The organism is Gordonia sp. i37 (assembly GCF_002043085.1).
Taxonomy (GTDB): Bacteria; Actinomycetota; Actinomycetes; order Mycobacteriales; family Mycobacteriaceae; genus Gordonia; species Gordonia polyisoprenivorans.
The window spans coordinates 1-19,099 of sequence record NZ_MVPX01000357.1 but is presented as its reverse complement, the minus strand read 5'-3'; the positions used below and the strand labels follow the sequence as shown (position 1 = coordinate 19,099).

At 66.9% G+C, this 19,099-nt stretch carries 22 protein-coding genes; 12 read left to right on the top strand and 10 right to left on the bottom strand.

Annotated features, from left to right (window positions below; genetic code table 11):
- Nucleotides 1-32: 32 nt before the first annotated feature.
- Nucleotides 33-875 carry a formate dehydrogenase accessory sulfurtransferase FdhD gene (gene fdhD, locus B1964_RS17260; RefSeq protein WP_079930635.1) on the bottom strand — a complete coding sequence of 281 codons (843 nt, stop codon included), beginning with the start codon at nt 873-875 and terminating at the stop codon, nt 33-35.
- A gap of 19 nt (nt 876-894) precedes the next feature.
- Complete coding sequence (gene dtd / locus B1964_RS17255; protein ID WP_079930634.1) at nt 895-1,356, bottom strand: D-aminoacyl-tRNA deacylase; 462 nt, start codon at nt 1,354-1,356, stop codon at nt 895-897.
- 90 nt (nt 1,357-1,446) lie between these two features.
- On the opposite strand from dtd, the gene B1964_RS17250 reads away from it, so the two are divergent.
- A complete protein-coding gene (locus tag B1964_RS17250; protein WP_079930633.1) occupies nt 1,447-3,276 on the top strand; it encodes a hypothetical protein in 1,830 nt (609 codons plus the stop codon).
- Between the two features lie 45 nt (nt 3,277-3,321).
- On the opposite strand, the gene B1964_RS17245 is transcribed toward B1964_RS17250, so the two are convergent.
- On the bottom strand, nt 3,322-4,449 hold the full coding sequence (locus B1964_RS17245; protein WP_253194040.1) for an EAL domain-containing protein: 1,128 nt from the start codon (nt 4,447-4,449) through the stop codon (nt 3,322-3,324).
- Nucleotides 4,450-4,510: 61 nt separating this feature from the next.
- Nucleotides 4,511-4,690: a DUF1059 domain-containing protein gene (locus tag B1964_RS17240; RefSeq protein ID WP_079930631.1), complete on the bottom strand. Its 180-nt coding sequence runs from the start codon at nt 4,688-4,690 to the stop codon at nt 4,511-4,513.
- Nucleotides 4,691-4,789: 99 nt separating this feature from the next.
- Between B1964_RS17240 and B1964_RS17235 the strand changes: the two genes are divergently transcribed.
- Nucleotides 4,790-5,638, top strand: coding sequence for an LLM class F420-dependent oxidoreductase (locus B1964_RS17235; RefSeq protein ID WP_079930630.1), 849 nt, complete (start codon nt 4,790-4,792; stop codon nt 5,636-5,638).
- A 36-nt stretch (nt 5,639-5,674) separates the two neighbouring features.
- Here the strand turns inward: B1964_RS17235 and B1964_RS17230 are convergent, their stop codons facing one another.
- A complete protein-coding gene (locus tag B1964_RS17230; protein WP_006370390.1) occupies nt 5,675-6,070 on the bottom strand; it encodes a phage holin family protein in 396 nt (131 codons plus the stop codon).
- A gap of 318 nt (nt 6,071-6,388) precedes the next feature.
- On the opposite strand from B1964_RS17230, the gene infA reads away from it, so the two are divergent.
- From infA to truA, 8 genes are all read left to right on the top strand, one after another.
- Nucleotides 6,389-6,610, top strand: coding sequence for a translation initiation factor IF-1 (gene infA / locus B1964_RS17225; RefSeq protein ID WP_005170487.1), 222 nt, complete (start codon nt 6,389-6,391; stop codon nt 6,608-6,610).
- A 93-nt stretch (nt 6,611-6,703) separates the two neighbouring features.
- Nucleotides 6,704-6,817, top strand: a complete 114-nt coding sequence (gene rpmJ, locus B1964_RS17220; RefSeq protein ID WP_005207978.1) for a 50S ribosomal protein L36 — start codon at nt 6,704-6,706, stop codon at nt 6,815-6,817.
- Nucleotides 6,818-7,012: 195 nt separating this feature from the next.
- Nucleotides 7,013-7,381, top strand: a complete 369-nt coding sequence (gene rpsM / locus B1964_RS17215) for a 30S ribosomal protein S13 (protein WP_005170495.1) — start codon at nt 7,013-7,015, stop codon at nt 7,379-7,381.
- On the top strand, nt 7,381-7,788 hold the full coding sequence (rpsK, locus tag B1964_RS17210) for a 30S ribosomal protein S11 (protein ID WP_005207980.1): 408 nt from the start codon (nt 7,381-7,383) through the stop codon (nt 7,786-7,788). Before rpsM ends, rpsK begins: the two co-directional genes overlap by 1 nt.
- A 21-nt stretch (nt 7,789-7,809) precedes the next feature.
- Entirely contained in the window at nt 7,810-8,415 is a 606-nt protein-coding gene (rpsD, locus tag B1964_RS17205; protein ID WP_006370388.1) for a 30S ribosomal protein S4, read from the top strand.
- Between the two features lie 91 nt (nt 8,416-8,506).
- Entirely contained in the window at nt 8,507-9,559 is a 1,053-nt protein-coding gene (locus tag B1964_RS17200) for a DNA-directed RNA polymerase subunit alpha (protein ID WP_006370387.1), read from the top strand.
- A gap of 62 nt (nt 9,560-9,621) precedes the next feature.
- A complete protein-coding gene (gene rplQ / locus B1964_RS17195) occupies nt 9,622-10,251 on the top strand; it encodes a 50S ribosomal protein L17 (protein WP_006370386.1) in 630 nt (209 codons plus the stop codon).
- A gap of 8 nt (nt 10,252-10,259) precedes the next feature.
- On the top strand, nt 10,260-11,153 hold the full coding sequence (gene truA, locus B1964_RS17190) for a tRNA pseudouridine(38-40) synthase TruA (protein WP_079930629.1): 894 nt from the start codon (nt 10,260-10,262) through the stop codon (nt 11,151-11,153).
- Between the two features lie 6 nt (nt 11,154-11,159).
- Here truA and B1964_RS17185 read toward each other — a convergent pair whose 3' ends face one another.
- The 3 genes from B1964_RS17185 to B1964_RS17175 all read right to left on the bottom strand — a co-directional run bounded on the left by B1964_RS17185 (nt 11,160) and on the right by B1964_RS17175 (nt 14,331).
- The gene (locus B1964_RS17185) at nt 11,160-11,807 is read right to left on the bottom strand and encodes a TetR/AcrR family transcriptional regulator (protein ID WP_014360933.1); all 648 of its coding nucleotides are present in this window, start codon (nt 11,805-11,807) and stop codon (nt 11,160-11,162) included.
- A gap of 158 nt (nt 11,808-11,965) precedes the next feature.
- The gene (locus B1964_RS17180) at nt 11,966-12,904 is read right to left on the bottom strand and encodes a shikimate dehydrogenase (RefSeq protein ID WP_079930628.1); all 939 of its coding nucleotides are present in this window, start codon (nt 12,902-12,904) and stop codon (nt 11,966-11,968) included.
- Between the two features lie 62 nt (nt 12,905-12,966).
- On the bottom strand, nt 12,967-14,331 hold the full coding sequence (locus tag B1964_RS17175; RefSeq protein WP_079930627.1) for an MFS transporter: 1,365 nt from the start codon (nt 14,329-14,331) through the stop codon (nt 12,967-12,969).
- A 224-nt stretch (nt 14,332-14,555) separates the two neighbouring features.
- On the opposite strand from B1964_RS17175, the gene B1964_RS17170 reads away from it, so the two are divergent.
- Nucleotides 14,556-16,529 (top strand): sugar phosphate isomerase/epimerase and 4-hydroxyphenylpyruvate domain-containing protein, encoded by a 1,974-nt coding sequence (locus B1964_RS17170; RefSeq protein ID WP_079930626.1) that lies wholly within the window; start codon nt 14,556-14,558, stop codon nt 16,527-16,529.
- Between the two features lie 28 nt (nt 16,530-16,557).
- Here the strand turns inward: B1964_RS17170 and B1964_RS17165 are convergent, their stop codons facing one another.
- Together B1964_RS17165 and B1964_RS17160 are read right to left on the bottom strand one after the other, a co-directional pair.
- Nucleotides 16,558-17,130 carry an NINE protein gene (locus B1964_RS17165; RefSeq protein WP_271353842.1) on the bottom strand — a complete coding sequence of 191 codons (573 nt, stop codon included), beginning with the start codon at nt 17,128-17,130 and terminating at the stop codon, nt 16,558-16,560.
- Between the two features lie 82 nt (nt 17,131-17,212).
- Nucleotides 17,213-18,307, bottom strand: a complete 1,095-nt coding sequence (locus B1964_RS17160; protein WP_020170483.1) for an alpha/beta hydrolase — start codon at nt 18,305-18,307, stop codon at nt 17,213-17,215.
- A 197-nt stretch (nt 18,308-18,504) separates the two neighbouring features.
- Between B1964_RS17160 and B1964_RS17155 the strand changes: the two genes are divergently transcribed.
- Nucleotides 18,505-19,099: DedA family protein (locus tag B1964_RS17155; RefSeq protein ID WP_139765775.1), on the top strand; the 595-nt coding region annotated here is incomplete at its 3' end.

Sequence of the window (19,099 nt, the reverse complement as noted above, 5' to 3'; positions counted from 1 at the left end):
GCGGCGGTGTCGGAAGCAGGGTCGTGGGTGGCTCACCGGGCCGGTGAGCCCAGAACGCGGTCGGGCCGGCTGTAGAGCACCAGGGAATCACCGCGCACGAACCCCGCCAGCGTCATCCCCTGCCGTTCGGCGAGGTCCGCGGCAAGGGAGGACGGCGCGGACACCGCCGAGAGCATCGGGATGCCGGCCATCGCCGCCTTCTGCACGAGCTCGAAGCTGGCCCGCCCCGAGACCTGAAGCACGGTGCCCCGCAACGGAAGTCGATCCTGGGCCAGGGCCCAGCCCACGACCTTGTCGACGGCGTTGTGGCGGCCGATGTCCTCTCGGATCACCAGCATCTCGCCGGTGGTGCCGTCGAACAGGCCTGCGGCGTGGATGCCGCCGGTCCGGTCGAATGCCTTCTGCCCCTCACGGAGACGGTCGGGGAGTGCGAGAACCGTGCCGGCGTCGAGGGCCAGCGGGTCGTCATCGACGATGAATCGCGACGCCGTCGTCACCGCGTCGATGCTGTCCTTGCCGCAGACTCCGCAGGCACTGCTCATCGTGAAGCGTCGGGCGGGCACGGCGTCGGGCGCACCGATCCCGTCGGCCAGGGCGAGGTCGAGGATGTTGTAGCTGTTGGGTTCGCCGGGGGCCTGGGCGCCTGCACAGTAGCGGGCCGTGACCAGGTCCTCGGCGCGGGCGATCAGCCCTTCCGACACCAGGAAGCCGGTCGCGAGCTCGACGTCGTGGCCGGGCGTGCGCATGGTGACGACCAGTGCCCGCCCGCCGATTCGGATCTCCAGTGGTTCCTCGACGGCCAGCACGTCGGCGCGGGCCGTGGGTTCGCCGCGCCGGACGCGGATCACCCGGCGACGTGCGGTGATACGTCCCATGACCTCGAAGCTACCGGTGTCAGGTCGCCACGATGATGGTGACCGGGCCATCGTTGATCAGGCGTACGCTCATGTGCGCGCCGAAACGCCCGGTGGCCACCGTCGCCCCTGCGGCCCGCAGGGCGTCGACGACCGCATCGACGAGGGGCTCGGCGACCGCCCCCGGCGCCGCCGCGTTCCACGAAGGGCGTCGACCCTTGGCGGTGTTGGCGTACAGCGTGAACTGGCTGATCACCAGGATCGGTGCGTCGACGTCGGCAGCCGACACCTCCGCCGGCGCCCCGCCCGTGGCCTCGCCGTCGAGGATCCGCAGACGCCAGATCTTGTCGGCCAACTTGGTGGCGTCGGCCTCGGTGTCGTCGTGCGTGACGCCGATCAGGGCTACCAGACCGTGGCCACCGGGTGCGATGACGAGCTCCCCCACGACGTTCCCGTCGACGACGACCGAGGCCTCGGTGACCCGCTGGATGACAGCACGCATGGGCACAGCCTGCCATCACCGATAGTCCCCGGTCGACTCCGCACCACCAGCACCTGACGACGGCGACCGCTTGCCAGTACGCTGCCCGTGATGGGTAAGCGATCGCGAGGCAAGAAGAAGGATCCCAAGCGTAGGCATCTGCAGCCGGTGCGCTCGGCAAAGGGCGGCGGGCGCGGCGGTAGACCGATGCCAGGGGCGGACGAGCAGCCGCTCATCCAGAGCATCCGGCTCGCGCTGCGGACCGGTGAACCGATCGACATGCTGGTCACCCTCAGTACGCTGCTTGAGGCCACCGATCCCGAACCGCATCCGCTCGCCGACCGGGAAGATCGGGCCACGCGCGACACGCTGATCGAGTCCTTCGTGGAGATCTCCTTCGCCGAGACTACAGCCGCACTGACGGTATTCCGGGAACTACTTGCCGATGAACTCCAGGCTGACGAGCTCCTCGCGGCGCGCATCACGCGCACGCTGGCCGGTCGTCGCCAGCCCATGCCGGCGTGGCTCGGCACGTTCGGCGAGGCACGTGTGGTCTCCGAGGTCTATGTCGTCGGCGACGAACTGAGCGATGGCGAGTCCTACATCTTCACTATCGGGTGGCCGCCGGAACACGAGCTCTCATTCCTGGTGTACGTCGACCACAACATGGGTTCGATCGTGAAGGATGCCTTCGTCGTTCCGGCGCCGGTGGAGGACTTGCTCGCGCATTTCCGGGAGAGCGCATCCTCAGCGATGACCACGGTGGTGTGCGATCCCGTCGACGCGGGTACCGCTCGGGCGACCCTCGAGGAGGCGATGAAGATCGGTCGGATGACTTTCCCGCCGGCCGAATCCGACTCGTGGCCGATGTGCCGTCCGCTGGTCGAGTGGGCGCTGCGGCTGTTACCTGAGGCCGGTGCTGCGCCGTCACCGCGCGAGTGGACCGACGCCGAGTACTCCGAGCTCGCCGACGCGTTCTTCGCCTCGCCCCACGGTCGGCCCCTCGACGACGCTGAGCACCGCAGCGCTCTCGAACCGTTGATGTGGATGGCTGCACCGGATCCCATGCGGTGGAGTCCGGTGGTCGTCGAGATCATGTTGCTCGATCGCATCCCGCGCAAGATCATCGACGACGTCGAATCGCTTCAGCGGTACCCGGAGTTGATGCGCCGCTTCGTCCGCTACTGCCACGGTGAGCGCGGGATCAGCAGGGCCGCCACCACCGACACCCTCGCCGCGATCGACGAATGCGAAGCAGAGTTCCGGGAGGAGATCCGGCGTGACCGGCCATCGAACGCCGTACTGCTGGCGCAGCTCGCCCGGGCGTCCGCGCTCGGGCAGGATGCCTCGATCCTCGACGGGCTGTCCGATTATCCACCGGGTTTCGACTCCAGTGGGTCATCTCTCGAAGAGTTCATTCTGCGCGAGTTGGACAAACGGGTCGGCGGACGCCCGACGCTGCTGAGCCTCGACGCCGAGCCGCTGCCCGACGAACAGTTCGACGTCACGGGAATTGCCGAGGACATCCTGCCCGTGGTCGAGGTGATCCGGCAGCGCTGCGATGCGAGCGCGGAGGTCTTCTTCGACGTCGAACACCGCACGGCCATGCGGCGATTGCTGGGCCGGGCGGCGCGCCGCGATCCTGCGATCTTTCGTCGGAAAGCGTCGACCGATCGGGCGGCGGCAGCCATCGGCTGGATCATCGGGCGCGCCAACGACACCCTCGGCGGGGATCTCCTGACGACGACCGTTGCCGAGTTTCTCGACTGGTTCGGCGTGAAAGGCAGTGTGTCGCAACGGGCCGAGCCGTTCCTGCGGGCCAACGGCGTAAATCCGCACGACAGCGGCCACATGATGGCACTGGGTACCCCGACGCTGCTGACCTCACAGATGCGAGCGTCGATCATCAAGCGGCGCGACGACATGCTCGCCGGAATGTAGCAACTCCTCTATCGGCCGGTGAGATCCCGCCGACGCACCACCCACTCAGTCCACGATCAGGGCTTCGATCAGCCGCTCGATTGGCACGACGCCGAGGAACGCTCCGGACATGTCGCAGCACGCGAGGGGATCGAACCGGGTCGGCCGCGGTCGCGTCATCGCACGCCGCAACGCCTCTCGCTGATCGGTGGAGTTGAGGACCCGCAGCACGTCGCGCCGCTCGATCGTCGTCGGGTCGCTCTGTTGAGCCAGTTGTGTCGGGCGACCACCGGAGTCGAGCAGAATGACCAGCGGAAGAGTCGAACCGTCGGAGAGCGCGGTACGCAATGTGCCGTCGGGTGAGTCCAGAGGTGCGGTTTGGCAGGCATGCGCGAGACGAGCCACCGTGGACTGCGGTGCCGCCGTCACTGTCGGGTCGATGGTCGGGGCGAGGGTGCTCGGATCGAGGTCGAGAGAACCCATCTCGGGTGCAGGACGCCCGAGGAGGTACCCCTGACCCAGAGGGACGCCGAGCTCCACCAACCGATGCAACTCGTCGCGTTGCTCGATCCCCTCGGCGACGATCCACGAATCCATCCGGCTGGTGAAACCGCCGAACATCTCGACGAGCGCGGCCTTGGCCTCGTCGTTGTGAAGGCCGGTGATCAGTTCACGATCGAGCTTCACGAAGTCCGGCCGGATCGCCAGAATCCGGTACAGACTTGCATACCCGGCGCCGACGTCGTCGACACCGATGAAACCGCCGCGGTCGCGTACCTGGGCCACCGCTCGGCGGACGACATCGTAATCGGGGACCGCGGAGTGTTCGGTGAGTTCGATGACCACCCGCGTCAGGTCGGTGTGCTGCAACAATTCCTGGATGGGCGTCGAGACGAGCGCCTCGGGCGCCACGTTGATCGTCAGAAAACAGTTGGCCGGCAGTTGCACTCGCGCGGCGAGTGCCTTCTCGACGACCATCGCTTCCAGCTCGATGGCCCGATCGACGCGTACCGCCGCCGCGAACCACCGGTCCGGGCTGGCCTGCAGGGGTCCCGGAAAACGGCTGAGTGCCTCGTATCCGACGACACGCAGACGCGCGATGTCGACGATGGGCTGATAGACCAGTCGCGGTGCGCGGCCGGCGTCGAGCAACTCAGTGACGGCTGCATCCAGCTCGTCGACCGGCTCGCTCACCGCAGGGTGGTGCATCCCACCAATCGCTTTCCGCGTCCGCCGGTCTGCGCGCGTCGCCTGATCACTCGGATATGTCGGAGATCAACCGGCGGACCCGGTCGACGGTGGCGGCGGGCAGGTGGTCGAGTCCGTGCAGGCCGGCGGCGTGGGCGGCCACCTGCCTGAGCACGTCGGGTTCGTCGCTGCCGACAAAACGCGTATCGCAGTCGGGAATGACAGCCCCACACCAGAAACTCTTCACCAGGGAACTCCTTTCCGGTGAGTATTCGGATCGTACCCCGTCTCGGATGGGAGGCCGGGACGCCGGAATAGGCATTCGCCGATTCCGGTTGGCCAGGACATGACTGGCTCGGAGAAGGCGGCACACATCCAGCGATTCGGACGGCACGGGGTGTGGGGATGGTTCGGACGGTTCTCGCCCGAGGAGTCCCGGCAGATCGAGGAACTCGGGTACGGCACGATCTGGCTCGGTGGTTCGCCCAAACATCTCGGTCCGATCCGCAAGGTCCTCGACGCGACCGAGAACATCACGGTGGCCACCGGCATCGTCAACATCTGGAACACCGACGCCGCCGCGATCGCCGACGAATTCCACGAACTCGAGCAGGACTTCCCGGGCCGCTTCTATCTCGGCATCGGTGCCGGCCACCCGGAGGCGACCGCCGAGTACAAGAAGCCGTACGAGGCGGTCGGGGAGTATCTCGACGTCCTCGACGAGAAGGAGGTGCCGACCGAGCGGCGTGTGCTGGCCGCCCTGGGGCCGAAGATGTTGCGCCTGTCCGCCGACCGCGCGCTGGGGGCGCACCCGTATCTGACGCCTCCCGCGCACACCGCGATCGCCCGCAAAACCCTGGGCGAGGGCGTGTTGCTGGCTCCCGAGCACAAGGTGGTTCTCGACACCGATCCGGAGGCGGCGCGAGCCGTCGGACGCCCGCCGGTCGACCAGCCTTACCTGCACCTGCGCAACTACACGTCGAACCTGAAGCGACTCGGGTGGACCGACGACGACATCGCCGACGGTGGCTCCGACGCCCTGATCGATGCGCTGGTCGCCCACGGCGATGCGGCCACGATCCGCAGGCAGGTCGACGAGCACCTCGCCGCCGGCGCCGACCACGTCGCCATCCAGGTGCTCGGCGACGGATCGCCGATCGAGCAGCTGACCGCGATCATCGCTGCCGGGGCCTGACTTCCCGGCCGGCCGGTGACAGCTGGTGGAGGAGCGTCAGCGGACGGGCTCCTTGAGGACCATCGAGATCAGCCAGCTCACCACCGAGATGACCAGTGCGCCGAGTACCGCAGACCAGAAGAAGTGGTCGACCTGTAGGCCCCAGGACGTGGTGTTGTGGGTGATCCACGAGGTGATCTCGAGCATGAACGCGTTGATCACGATGTGGATCAGCCCGAGGGTGAGGATGTAGAGCGGGATCGCGAAGATCTGCACGATCGGTTTGATGAACGCGTTGATCACGCCGAAGATCAGCGCGACCAGCACGACGATCCCCAATTTGACGCCGAAGCCCGCGTTGTCGGGGAACACGAAGTCCAGGCCGGGCACGATCAGTGTCGCCACCCACAGGGCCACGCCGCTGAGAGCGCTCTGGATCAAGAAGGCACGCATGGCAAATAGTGTGCCATCGTCGGCGCGAGATGCCGGATTCGTGCGGCCATGGTTCCGGGTTTCTCGACGGTTTGGAGTGTTCCCGCAGTTCGCGTAGCATAGGACGGCGGTGCGCAAAGCGTGCCGGCATTCGTGTGTCCACCGTAGGAGTCTCTCCGCAGGTGGTTGCACGGGCCGGGGCGTGAGGTATCGAGTTCCGGTCAGCACCGGAACGGGCATCTGGTGACGCTGTCCCGGGGTGCCCACACAGTAACGGATCGGAACGAATTCAACCGGGTTACGCGCCTGATGAGGGCGCGCGACAGGATCGCGGAGGACATGGCGAAGAAGGACGGGGCCATCGAGGTCGAGGGTCGGGTGATCGAACCCCTGCCGAATGCGATGTTTCGCATCGAGCTGGAAAACGGTCACAAGGTGCTCGCCCACATCAGCGGCAAGATGCGGCAGCACTACATCCGCATCCTGCCCGAGGACCGGGTCGTCGTGGAACTTTCGCCCTACGACCTCGGTCGTGGGCGCATCGTCTACCGCTACAAGTAAGACCTCCCGGGCCGGTGCGGCCCGGGGTAACCACACCCGCCATCGGTGCGGCCATCGGCCGTGCCCGGCGGGCGAGTAACAGGAGAGATTGACGTGAAGGTTCAGCCGAGCGTCAAGCCGATCTGTGAGAAGTGCAAGGTGATCCGCCGTAACGGTCGGGTCATGGTGATCTGCGAGAACCTGCGTCACAAGCAGCGTCAGGGCTGATCATCACTCGCCACCCTCCGGGTCGCTTGAGAGACAACTGAATACACCAGAAGAGCTGAACAGGATTTGTGAAGCCCTCTTGGCACCAGCGTCGACACACGGGTCGGCGCCCACCTCCGGTTCAGAGGCCGGAGCCCGGCAAGAGTCCGGGACGGACCAGGAGCAGACCTCTGAGAAGTGAAGGAATCCCGCCACATGGCACGTGTTGCTGGTGTGGATCTCCCCCGCGAGAAGCGGCTGGAGATCGCACTGACCTACATCTATGGAGTTGGGCGTACCACCTCCAAGGAGATCCTGGCCGGAACCGGGCTCAGCCCGGACCTGCGCGCCAAGGATCTCACCGACGCAGACGTCGCGAAGCTGCGTGAATACATCGAAGCCTCGGTGAAGGTCGAGGGTGACCTGCGCCGCGAGGTCCAGGCCGACATCCGTCGCAAGATCGAGATCGGCTGCTACCAGGGTCTGCGTCACCGTCGTGGCCTGCCCGTCCGTGGACAGCGCACCAAGACCAATGCCCGTACTCGCAAGGGCCCGAAGAAGACCATCGCCGGGAAGAAGAAGTAATGCCTCCTAAGTCACGAAGCGCAGGCCCGAAGAAGGGCGCACGCCGTCGCGATAAGAAGAACGTCCCGCACGGCAACGCACACATCAAGTCGACGTTCAACAACACCATCGTGTCGATCACCGACCCCAACGGCAACGTCATCAGCTGGGCGTCGTCGGGCCACGTCGGGTTCAAGGGCTCGCGCAAGAGCACCCCGTTCGCGGCTCAGCTCGCGGCCGAGAACGCCGCGCGCAAGGCCCAGGAGCACGGCGTCAAGAAGGTCGACGTGTTCGTCAAGGGACCGGGTTCGGGTCGCGAGACCGCGATCCGGTCGCTGCAGGCCGCCGGCCTCGAGGTCGGCACCATCTCCGATGTCACCCCGCAGCCGCACAACGGTTGCCGTCCGCCCAAGCGGCGTCGGGTCTAGCGGGAAAGGAAAGAATAGACAATGGCTCGTTATACCGGCCCCGCCACAAAGAAGTCCCGTCGTCTTCGCGTCGACCTCATCGGAGGCGACCAGGCGTTCGAGCGTCGCCCCTATCCGCCCGGCCAGCACGGCCGTTCGCGGATCAAGGAGAGCGAATACCTCCTGCAGCTGCAGGAGAAGCAGAAGGCTCGCTTCACCTACGGCGTGCTCGAGAAGCAGTTCCGTCGCTACTACGAGGAAGCCAACCGTCGTACCGGTAAGACCGGTGACGAGTTGCTCAAGCTCCTCGAGACCCGCCTGGACAACGTCGTTTACCGTGCCGGCATCGCCCGCACGCGTCGTCAGGCCCGGCAGATGGTCAGCCACGGCCACTTCACCGTCAACGGTGTGAAGGTCGATGTGCCCAGCTACCGCGTCAGCCAGTACGACATCATCGACGTCCGGCCGAAGTCGCTGCAGACCACTCCGTTCCAGATCGCCAAGGAGCTCGTCGGCGATCGTCCGGTCCCGGGTTGGCTGCAGGTGGTTCCCTCGACCCTGCGCATCCTCGTGCACAACGTGCCCGAGCGCGCCCAGATCGAGGTTCCGCTGCAGGAACAGCTCATCGTCGAGTTCTACAGCAAGTAGTCCGTCGAATCAGTAATTGCCAAGCAGCACAAGCTGTTCGGTTCACTTCTAGGCCGTCATATAGCGGTCGGCCACAAGGAGAAATCTCAGAATGCTCATCTCACAGCGACCCACCCTGACCGAGGAGATCCTCGCCGACAACCGGTCGAAGTTCGTCATCGAACCGCTCGAGCCCGGCTTCGGCTACACCCTCGGCAACTCGCTGCGTCGTACCCTGCTCAGCTCGATCCCGGGTGCTGCGATCACCAGCATCCGCATCGACGGTGTGCTCCACGAGTTCACCACCGTCCCCGGGGTGAAGGAAGACGTCACCGACATCATCCTGAACCTCAAGGGCCTCGTGGTCAGCTCCGAAGAGGACGAGCCGGTCACGATGTACGTGCGCAAGCAGGGTCCGGGCACCGTCACCGGCGCCGACATCGTCCCCCCGGCCGGTGTCACCGTGCACAACCCCGATCTGCACATCGCCACCCTGAACGACAAGGGCAAGCTCGAGATCGAGCTCGTCGTCGAGCGGGGCCGCGGATACGTGCCGGCCGTGCAGAACAAGGCGTCGGGTGCCGAGATCGGCCGCATCCCGGTCGACTCGATCTACTCGCCGGTGCTCAAGGTCACCTACAAGGTCGAGGCCACCCGTGTCGAGCAGCGCACCGACTTCGATCGGCTCGTGCTCGATGTGGAGACCAAGAACTCGATCAGCGCGCGTGATGCGTTGGCGTCGGCGGGCAAGACCCTGGTGGAGCTGTTCGGGCTCGCCCGGGAGCTCAACGTCGAGGCCGAGGGCATCGAGATCGGGCCGAGCCCGGCCGAGGCCGATCACATCGCCTCGTTCAGCCTGCCGATCGAGGATCTCGACCTGACCGTCCGGTCCTACAACTGCCTCAAGCGCGAGGGTGTACACACCGTCGGTGAGCTCGTGGCACGGACCGAGTCGGATCTGCTCGACATCCGCAACTTCGGGCAGAAGTCGATCGACGAGGTGAAGGTGAAGCTGCACGCCCTGGGTCTGGCTCTCAAGGACAGCCCGGCGAGCTTCGATCCGTCGCAGGTGGCCGGTTACGACCCGGCGACCGGAACGTGGTCGGACGACGTGTCGTTCGACGGTGACTCCGGTGAGGATTTCGCAGAGACCGAGCAGCTGTAGCCGCTGCACGCCAACCCTGACTTCCCCATTCAGCGATGGGGGAGTCCGTCTAGGAGAAGACAATGCCCAAGCCCACCAAGGGTGCCCGCCTCGGCGGGTCGGCGAGCCACCAGAAGGCGATCCTGGCGAACCTCGCCACCTCGCTCTTCGAGCACGGCCGCATCACCACCACCGAGGCCAAGGCCAAGCGCCTGCGGCCGTACGCGGAGAAGCTGATCACCCACGCCAAGGCCGGCAAGCTGGCCAACCGTCGTGAGGTGCTCAAGGTGATCCGCGACAAGGACATCGTGCATGTCCTGTTCGAAGAGATCGGTCCGAGCTTTGCCGATCGCAACGGCGGCTACACCCGCATCATCAAGACGCTGCCGCGCAAGGGTGACAACGCCCCGATGGCCGTGATCGAACTCGTCACCGGGTCGACCGCGTCCAGCGAGGCCGACCGCGCCACCCGCGTCGCCGCGTCCCGCAAGGCCGCCGAGGCCAAGCTCGACGAGACCGAGGCCGCGGTTGCCGAGCCTGCGGGCGACAACGTCGTCGAGGCCGTGGAGGCCGACGCCGACGACGCCGCGAAGGCCAACGCCGAGGCTGTGGCCGAGGCCGTCGACGACGAGTCGACCGCCGCGACCGCCGTCGAGGCAGACGAGCAGGGTGCCGACGTCGACAGCTCGACCGAGAAGAAGTCGGACGACTGAGCCGGACAGTGCCGCACGACCCCGCCGCCACCGATTCCGGGGACGGCGGGTTCGTTCGTCTGCGCTTCGACATCGGTTATGACGGAACCGATTTCGCCGGCTGGGCACGTCAGGTCGGGCAGCGCAGCGTGTGCGGGGTACTCGAGGACACCCTCACCACGGTGCTGCGTGTGCCGATCCGCCTGACCGTCGCCGGACGCACCGACGCGGGCGTGCACGCGACCGGTCAGGTCTGTCACGCCGACATCCCGGCCTCGGCGCTGGAAACGCGCAGTCTGGCCGGCGGTCCTGCGTTGCTCGTCGGTCGGCTGGCCAAGATGCTGCCCGACGATGTGCGCGTCAAGACCGTCACCCCGGTGAGCGAACACTTCGACGCCCGGTTCGCGGCGCTGCGTCGCCACTACCGGTATCGGCTCACCGATGCGGTCTTCGGTGCCGAACCCACCCGGGCGCGGACCACCGCGACGTGGCGTCGCCCACTCGACGTCGAGGCGATGAACGCAGCGTCCTCGACGCTGCTGGGGCTCAACGATTTCGCGGCCTTCTGCCGTCGCCGGGAAGGCGCCACCACGGTCCGCGATCTCCAACGCTTCGCGTGGCGCCGTGACGACGAGGGGGTGCTGATCGGCGAGGTGAGCGCCGATGCGTTCTGCTGGTCGATGGTGCGCTCGCTCGTCGGTGCGGTCGCCTGCGTCGGCGACGGCCGTCGCGATGTCGAATGGTGCCGTGGGTTGTTGGCGCAGCGCGCGCGCAGCAGCGAGGTCCCGGTCGCCCAGGCGCGTGGTCTCTGTCTGGTGGGTGTCGACTACCCGGCGGCCGACGAGTTGTCCGCGCGCAACGCCGTCACGCGTGATGTCCGCGACGCGGTGCCGCCGGTTTCCGGCGGATGCTGCGGGGATTGAGGCCGTTCAGTCCGGGGTGGACGTGTCGGTGAGATAGGCGACGATCATGTCGCCGATCATGCGTCGTTGATGAACGCGTTGGTCGGTGGCGGCGAGATCGCGGTCGAACAGGGTCTTCCACGAGAACCGGTTGGCCACCCGGAAGAAGCAGAAACTGCTGATCGCGAGATGGACGTCGAGGGCATCGACGTCGGTGCGGAACACCCCTTTCTCACGACCCGACTCGAGGATTCGCGACAGCACGTCGAGCGCCGGATTACCCAGCCGCCCAACGCCTGCCGCATGTTTGAGGTGCGCCGCCCGCAGGATGTTCTCACCCGCGACGATGCGGATGAAGTCGGGGTTGCGGTCGTGATGGTCGAAGGTGATCTCGGCGACGTGGCGCAACGCGGCAACCGGGTCGTCGGCGATGTGGGTGACCTTCTGCTCGAGGCGCCGGATACGTCCGTAGGACGCCTCGAGGACGGCTTGGTACAGACCGTCCTTGTCGCCGTAGTAGTAGTAGATCATCCGCTTGGTGGTGTGGGTCTTGGCGGCGATCTCGTCGACCCGCGCACCCGCAAACCCCTTGTCGGCGAACTCTTTCGTCGCGACCTTCACGATGTCGGCCTTGGTGCGTTCGCTGTCGCGGCGTCGGGGTGCGGGATCGGTCACACCATGAACTCTATCGTTCGTTCACTGTGCCGAGGGCGCTCGCCACGACGCCGACAGCGCTCTTCCCGGCGCCGACAGCGCCTCATCGAGCGCTGTCGGGACTGAGCTCAGCGCTGTCGGTGAACTGGCGGGCGCCCTCGGCGTTGTGACGGGCGTCCTCAGGCGGTCCGGCGTTCGGCGAGGTCCTCGGCGGCGATGAGTTCGGCGATGTGGGCGGCCATCCGGTCGGCGTCCGGCTCGATGCCGGTGAACAGCCGCAGCGCGTCGACGGCTTGCCCGACCGCCATCCCGTCGCCCGGCAGGGTGCGTGCGCCGACCGCACGGGCCGACGCGATCAACTCGGTGACGGCCGGACGGTAGACGACGTCGGCGACCCAGAGGTCGGCGCGCAGCAGCGCCGGGTCCACCGCGATGCCGGGGTGATGGGCCATCCCGATCGGGGTGGCGTGCACCAGTCCGTCCGCGCCGGCCAGCGCGGCGGCAACGGAATCGACTCCACCGGAGGTGATCTCGGCATCGAACATGGCGCGCAGGGTGGCGGCGAGTCCGGCGGCCCGGGTGGTGTCGGTGTCGACGAGGTGGAAGTGGGCCACTCCGGTGGTGAGTACGGCATAGGCGACGGCAGCACCTGCTCCGCCGGCGCCGATCTGCACCACCGACTTCCGGGGGGCGGCCGCTGCGCCGAGACCGGCGCCGAGGCCTCGGTCGAAGCTGCGCGCGAACCCCGACCAGTCGGTGTTGTGGCCGATCGCGCGACCGCCGTCGAAGACGACCGTGTTGACCGCACCGAGACGGGCGGCGTCGGGCGAGAGATCGTCGAGATGAGCCAGTATGCGTTGCTTGAACGGATGGGTGACGTTGAGCCCGACGAGCCCGGCGTCGGCGGCGCGGGCCAGCAGCGCCGCGAGGTCGACGGTGGCCGCGGCCGACGCCGGGACGTCGAGGGTCAGATATGTGTAGTCCAGTCCGTGGTGGGCGGCCTCGCGCTCGTGCATGCCGGGCGTGAGCGACCGGGAGATCCCCTGCCCGATCAGGGCGGCGACCACGGCACCGCCGGATGCGCGGCGGGCTGCGGTGGCGAATTCGATGTCGAACATTGGTGTGTCCTTTGATGATCGGGCCGGGGAATCGTCCCGGAGCCGGGTGTGGGCGAGCGGTGTCAGGCCATCGACGGCGAGGCCGGTGCCGACGCGGTCATGGTGTCGGCTCCTTTGACGGGTTCCTCCCCGAGTCGCATCGTGTCGGTCTTGTGCGTCTCGACCGCGGTGGCGGCAGCGAGTGCGGCAACCACGGCGAAGGCGGCGACGACCACGGCGACCGGGACCCAGCCCATCCGGCCCTCGCCGAGGATCGCCGCGGCGATCAGGGGCAGGAAACCGCTGGCCATGAAGCCGATCTGGGTGCCGATGGCCACGCCCGAGTACCGGACCTTGGCCGGGAACATCTCGGAGTAGAACGACGGCCAGACGGCGTTGGCGGCGGCGTAGACGACGGTCTGGATGATCAGGGTGGCCACGAGGATCGCCCAGAAGGAGCCGGTGGTGATGATCAGCAGGTAAGGGAATGCCAGGATCGCGCAGCCCAGCGCTCCGCCGATGAAGATCGGCTTGCGTCCGATGCGGTCGGCGGCCAGGCCCCACAGCGGCTGGCTGAGCAGCATGACAAGGTTGGCGATGACGCTGACGAGTAACATCGAACTCTTCGAGACGGCGAAGTCGGTGGTGGCGTATTTGAGGGCGAAGGTCGAGAACAGGGTGCTCATGACCGAGATCGTCGAGCAGGCGATCACCCGGACCAGGGCCCGCCAGTGGAAGCGCAGCAGCACCAGCAGCGGGATGTCGGAGACGCCTTCGGTCGAGTCCTTGATCTTCTCGAAGACGGGGGTTTCGGGCATCGTGCGGCGGATCAGGTATGCGACGAACATGACCACGGCGCTGAACCAGAACGGGACACGCCAGCCCCAACTGAGCAGGGTGTCCTCGGGGAGCGCGGCGACGGGGATGAAGGCGAGGGTGCCGACGAGCAGCCCGGCCTGGGTGCCGTTGAGCGTCCAGCTGGCGTAGAACGCGCGCTTGCCCTGGTCGGCGTGTTCGACCGTGAGCGAACTGGCGCCCGATTGCTCGCCTGCCGCCGAAAGTCCTTGCAGCAGGCGAAGAGCGACGAGAGCAATCGGTGCGGCCATGCCGATCGAGTGGTAGTCGGGCAGGCATCCGATCGCGAAGGTGGCCAGGCCCATCAGGATGAGGGTGAACACCAGGACCCGCTGACGGCCGATGCGGTCACCGAAGTGGCCGAGGACCACCGCGCCGACCGGGCGGGCGATGTAGGCGACGCCGAATGTGGCGAAGCTGGCCAGGGTCCCTGCCGTGGGGCTGATGTCGGGGAAGAAGATCTTGTTGAACACCAGCGCCGAGGCGGTGCCGAAGATGAAGAAGTCGTAGTACTCCACCAGGCTGCCCATGAAGCTGGCCAACGCGGCCTTGCGCGGCTGGGCTGCCGGCAGATCGGAAGTGGGTGCGGTCATCGGTCCTCCAAGTTGTGCTCGCCAACACAGGGTGTCGGGCGTGTGACTGACGATACAAAGGACCTTCGTCCCGGTCAAGACAACTAACCAGATCGTTCATAAGGATCTCAATATGCGCAGGTGAGAGCCTTGACAAACTCCACTCATATCAGCGTTCCAGGGAAACTCAATGAACCATCTGGTACATTTTTCTCATCGTGTCCCGGATCACAGGAGGCCATCTCATGTCGCTGACCCGCACCGCGCAGACCGCTTCGGGTGCCCCTGGATCGGCGCTGCCGCTCGGCGCCCGAACGTCGATCGCGACGGTCTGTCTGTCGGGAACTCTCGGCGACAAACTCGACGCCATCGCCCACGCCGGCTTCGACGGGGTGGAGATCTTCGAACCCGATCTGATCGCCGCCCCCGGTCGGCCTGCCGAGCTGGCGCGCGCCACGGCCGATCGCGGACTGGCCATCGACCTCTATCAGCCGTTCCGCGATCTCGACTCCCACAATCCGGACCGATTCCGGCGCAACCTCATTCGCCTCGAGCGCAAATTCGACGTGATGGACGACCTGGGTTGCGACCTATTGCTGGTGTGCTCGTCGCCGCTGGCGTCCGCGGCGTGCGATGACGGACTACTCACCGAACAACTCGCGACCGCGGCGCAGCTCGCCGCGGCGCGTGGCAAGCGACTGGCCTACGAGGCGCTCGCCTGGGGGCATCACGTCAACGACTACCGCCACGCGGCCGCCATCGTTGCCGCCGTGGATGATCCGGCACTCGGTACCTGCCTGGACAGCTTTCACATCCTCTCGCGGGGTGATGACCCGTCCGGTATCGCCGACCTGCCCGGCGACTCGATCTTCTTCCTGCAGCTCGCCGATGCCCCGCGGATGGCGATGGACCTGCTGCAGTGGAGTCGCCATCATCGATGCCTGCCGGGGCAGGGCAACTTCGATCTCGCATCGTTCGCCGACCACGTTCTTGCGGCGGGCTATCGGGGCCCGTGGTCGTTGGAGGTGTTCAGCGATGTCTTCCGCCATGCGGATCCGGTACGTACCGCACGCGATGCGCACCGCTCGCTACGATATCTCGCGGAACTGGTCGGCGCCGGCCGTCCTGGATCATCCGAAACCATTGTGTTGCAGGGGAGTTCGGCGAACGATGAGCAACGGCGGCCCGTCACCGGCGGTGTCGTGTCGATCCGGGTCGCGGCCGGCCCGACCTCGGCTCCCCAACTCGGCGAGGTCCTCGGCGCCATCGGCTTCGATCTGAGCGGCGTCGACAGCTCCACCGGTCTGCAGCTCTACCGTGATGCCGAGTTGGCCGTCGTCGTCGATCCGACCGTCGGCACCGTCTGGACGTCGCCGGGAGCGCCGGCCGACATGCCGACCATCGCGCAAATCGGTTTGCGCAGTGCCGATCCGGAGGCGTGGGCGGCACGTGCCGCGGAGTTCGACGTACCGGTTGCATCGATCGCGGCACCCGGGCCGTCGTCGAAGCCCGAGGCGGCGGTGGAGGTCGTGCGACTCGACGTCACCGACACCCTCGCCGTCGACCTGCGTCCCGCCTTGTCGGCGGGGACCTGGCAGCGCCATTTCGATCTGGTGCCGCGCGAGCCCGCCGCGGTCACCTCGCTCTACACCGGGGTCGACCACATCGGCATCGGCATGAGCCCCGCGGACTGGGAGGCGGCAATGTTGTTGCTGCGCTCGGTATTCGGCATGTCCGTCGAGGAGGGGCTCGACGTGCCCGACGCGGTCGGAACGATGCGCTCGCAGGCACTGACATCGGCAACCGAGAGCGGTGAGCCGATCCGACTCGTCGCGTCCCTGGTGCCGTCGCGACTCGACGGTCACGGCCCGCTGCGCCGGCGTGGCGGACTGACCCATGCGGCATTCGCCTGCGACGACATCATCGCCACCGCCCGCGCATGCCGCTCCCGAGGGCTGATCACACTGCCGATCCCGGAGAACTACTACGACGACCTGCGGGCGCGCTTCGACCTCGATGCCGATCGGATCGATGCGCTACGCCGCTACGACATCCTCTACGACGCCGACGAGACCGGCGGAGAGTTCTTCCACTTCTTCACCCCGACCATCGCCGACGACCTGTTCTTCGAGGTGGTCTGCCGTCGCGGGGGATACCGCGGGTACGGAGAGGCCAACTCGCCGGTGCGGGTGGCCGCGGCGCTCGCCTTCGACGCCTGAACCGGTATGTCGCGTGTGTGCTCGCCGCTCAGCTGCGGAGCTTGCGTCCCTGCGGGTCGCGGACGCTGCCGGCGAACATCATGATCGCGTCGACGAGGACCCAGATGCCGAAGCCGAGGATCACCAGCCAGCCGACGAGCAGCATGATTCCGCCGAATGCCGCTCCGCCGGTGGAATTGCTGTTGGCCCCGGCGGCAACGACGACGAAACCCACGATCACCAGGAGCCAGCCGACGATGTGGCCGCTCAACTGGATCACAGCCAACTTCATGTCGCCGATGTAGAAACGACCGGCGGCGAAGCCCCCGAGGAACAGCTGCAGCAGGCCTGCGGTCAGCTTGCTCTTGTCCGACAACGGTTCACCGGTCGCCGGGTCGACGTTGAAGTCGCCGTATCCGGGCACCCCACCGTAGGCGGGATACGGGGACTGGCCGGGGGCAACGCCGTACGGCTGGGCGCCGTAGCCCGGCTGCGATCCGAAGCCCGGCTGAGATCCATAACCTGGTTGGGACCCGTACCCGGGCTGGGAACCATAGCCCGGCTGGCCTGCGCCGTACGCCTGGCCCTGACCGCTGTTTCCCGGATACTGCTGATAGCTCATGGCGACCATGTTCTCACGGGGATCGGCGGCAGGGGAGTCGAGCGTAGGTCACCCGATCGACACCTCGTCCCCCGCCCGCAGGTCAGGTTGCGCTGCGCTCGTCCTCGATCGCATCGAGCACCGCCTCGACGGTGTCCTCGTCGCCGACGAACTCCTCCGGCCGGGCACCGCCGGTGGACATCAGATGCCGCCAGTTCTGCGGATCGAAGTCCACCGGCTGCGTGCGCTCGAGGAAGCTGGTGATCACCTGCACGAAACGCTCGGGATCGTCGTGGAAAGGGAAGTGACCGGCGCCGGGGAACGTCGCCAATTCCGAATGCGGGATCGCAGAATGCCCGATCAGCGCATGCTCGTACGGGATGACGGTGTCGAGTTCGCCCCAGACGAACAGCACCGGAAGGCGTTCGGTCAGGTAGCAGCGGTCGAGCATCGTCACCGCCTGACCACGCCAGTCGACCACCGCGCGCAGGGTGCGCAGGAAAGCCGCCTGCGCGTGCGGATCGGCGAGATCGCCGAGTACGCGCAAGAGATCCTCGTGGTCGTTGAGCGCCCGGCGCGGTGAGATCTCCTGCGGTACACCGGGAAGGTGGGGCAGGCTGACCAGGGCCTTGGCCGCGCCCTGCAGCGCGGGCATCACCCCGGGTATCCGCAGCAGCGTCAGGACCTCGTTGACCACCGGAAGTGTCACCAGCCGCAATGCCGGATTGACCTCGCGCGTCACACCGCCGGCGGCCACCAACACCAACCGCTCGACGAATCGCGGGAACTGGTAGCAGAACTGCATCGCGACGCCGCCGCCGAGGGAATGGCCGACGACGGTCACCTTCGTGACACCGAGGACGACGAGCAGATCACGCATCCCGTTGGCGAATGCCGGTACCGAGTAGTCCGCGCGGGGTTTGTCCGAGCGGCCGTGGCCGAGGAGGTCGGGCGCGATGACGGTGTAGTGCTGGGCGAGCATCGGGATGACCTCGTCCCAGGTCGAGGAGTTGTCCCCGATGCCGTGGATCAGCAGGAGTGCCGGACCGCTTCCGGCGATGCGGTACGCGCGGCGATAGCCGTGGATCGTGTGGTATTCGATCCGGACCTCGGTGTCGGAGACGGGCCGCAGATTCGGCGTGGACGAACCCGCCGTCTTCGTCCGGCCGGAGGTCGGGGGAGGCTGGGTGGTGGACACGGTCGGCTCCTTGAGGTCACGTCGTCGTGAGAGTCGGCGGGCTGGGGTCGTGCGCGGTGGATTCGCGCCGCATGTTTACGACCGAGTAAACCCCACATGGGCGCGCTCTGCCCAGCATGTTGCATCGAGTTAACGTGGGCATCGACACCCCGGCGGGCCGGGGCCGGTGGTGCTCGCAGCACCTAGGGTGGACCATGATGAACCCCTTCGATGTCGACTCGTTCCTCGCCTCCGGCGGCGTGATCGGCCTGTGCGTCCTCATGTTCGTCGAAACCGGCATCCTGATCGGGTTCCTCTTCCCGGGCGATTCGGTATTGTTCACCGCGGGAGTGCTTGCCGCGCAGCCGAATCCGTTCGCGAAGCTGTGGTGGTTATGTCTCGTGGTGCCGCTCGCGGCGGCGGCCGGTGATCAATGTGGCTATTTCCTCGGTCGGCGTCTGGGCCGGTCGGTGATCGAGGGCCGGATGATGCGCGCGGTGGGACCCGAGTACGTCGAGCGCACCCATCGCTATTTCCAGCGCTACGGCCCGCTGACGGTGTTCTTCGGCCGATTCATCGGAGTGGTTCGGACGCTCACTCCGTTGGTCGCCGGATTCAGCGGCATGCCGCATCGGGTGTTCACGCTGTTCTCGTTGCTCGGCAGCGTGGTGTGGGCGGCCGGACTGATCCTGCTCGGCTACTTCCTCGGGCAGGTGCCGTTGATCCGCGACCACCTCGAGGTGTTCATCATCGCCTCGATGCTCACCGTCGTGATCCCGATGGCCGTCGGGATCACCCGACGCTGGCTGGGGG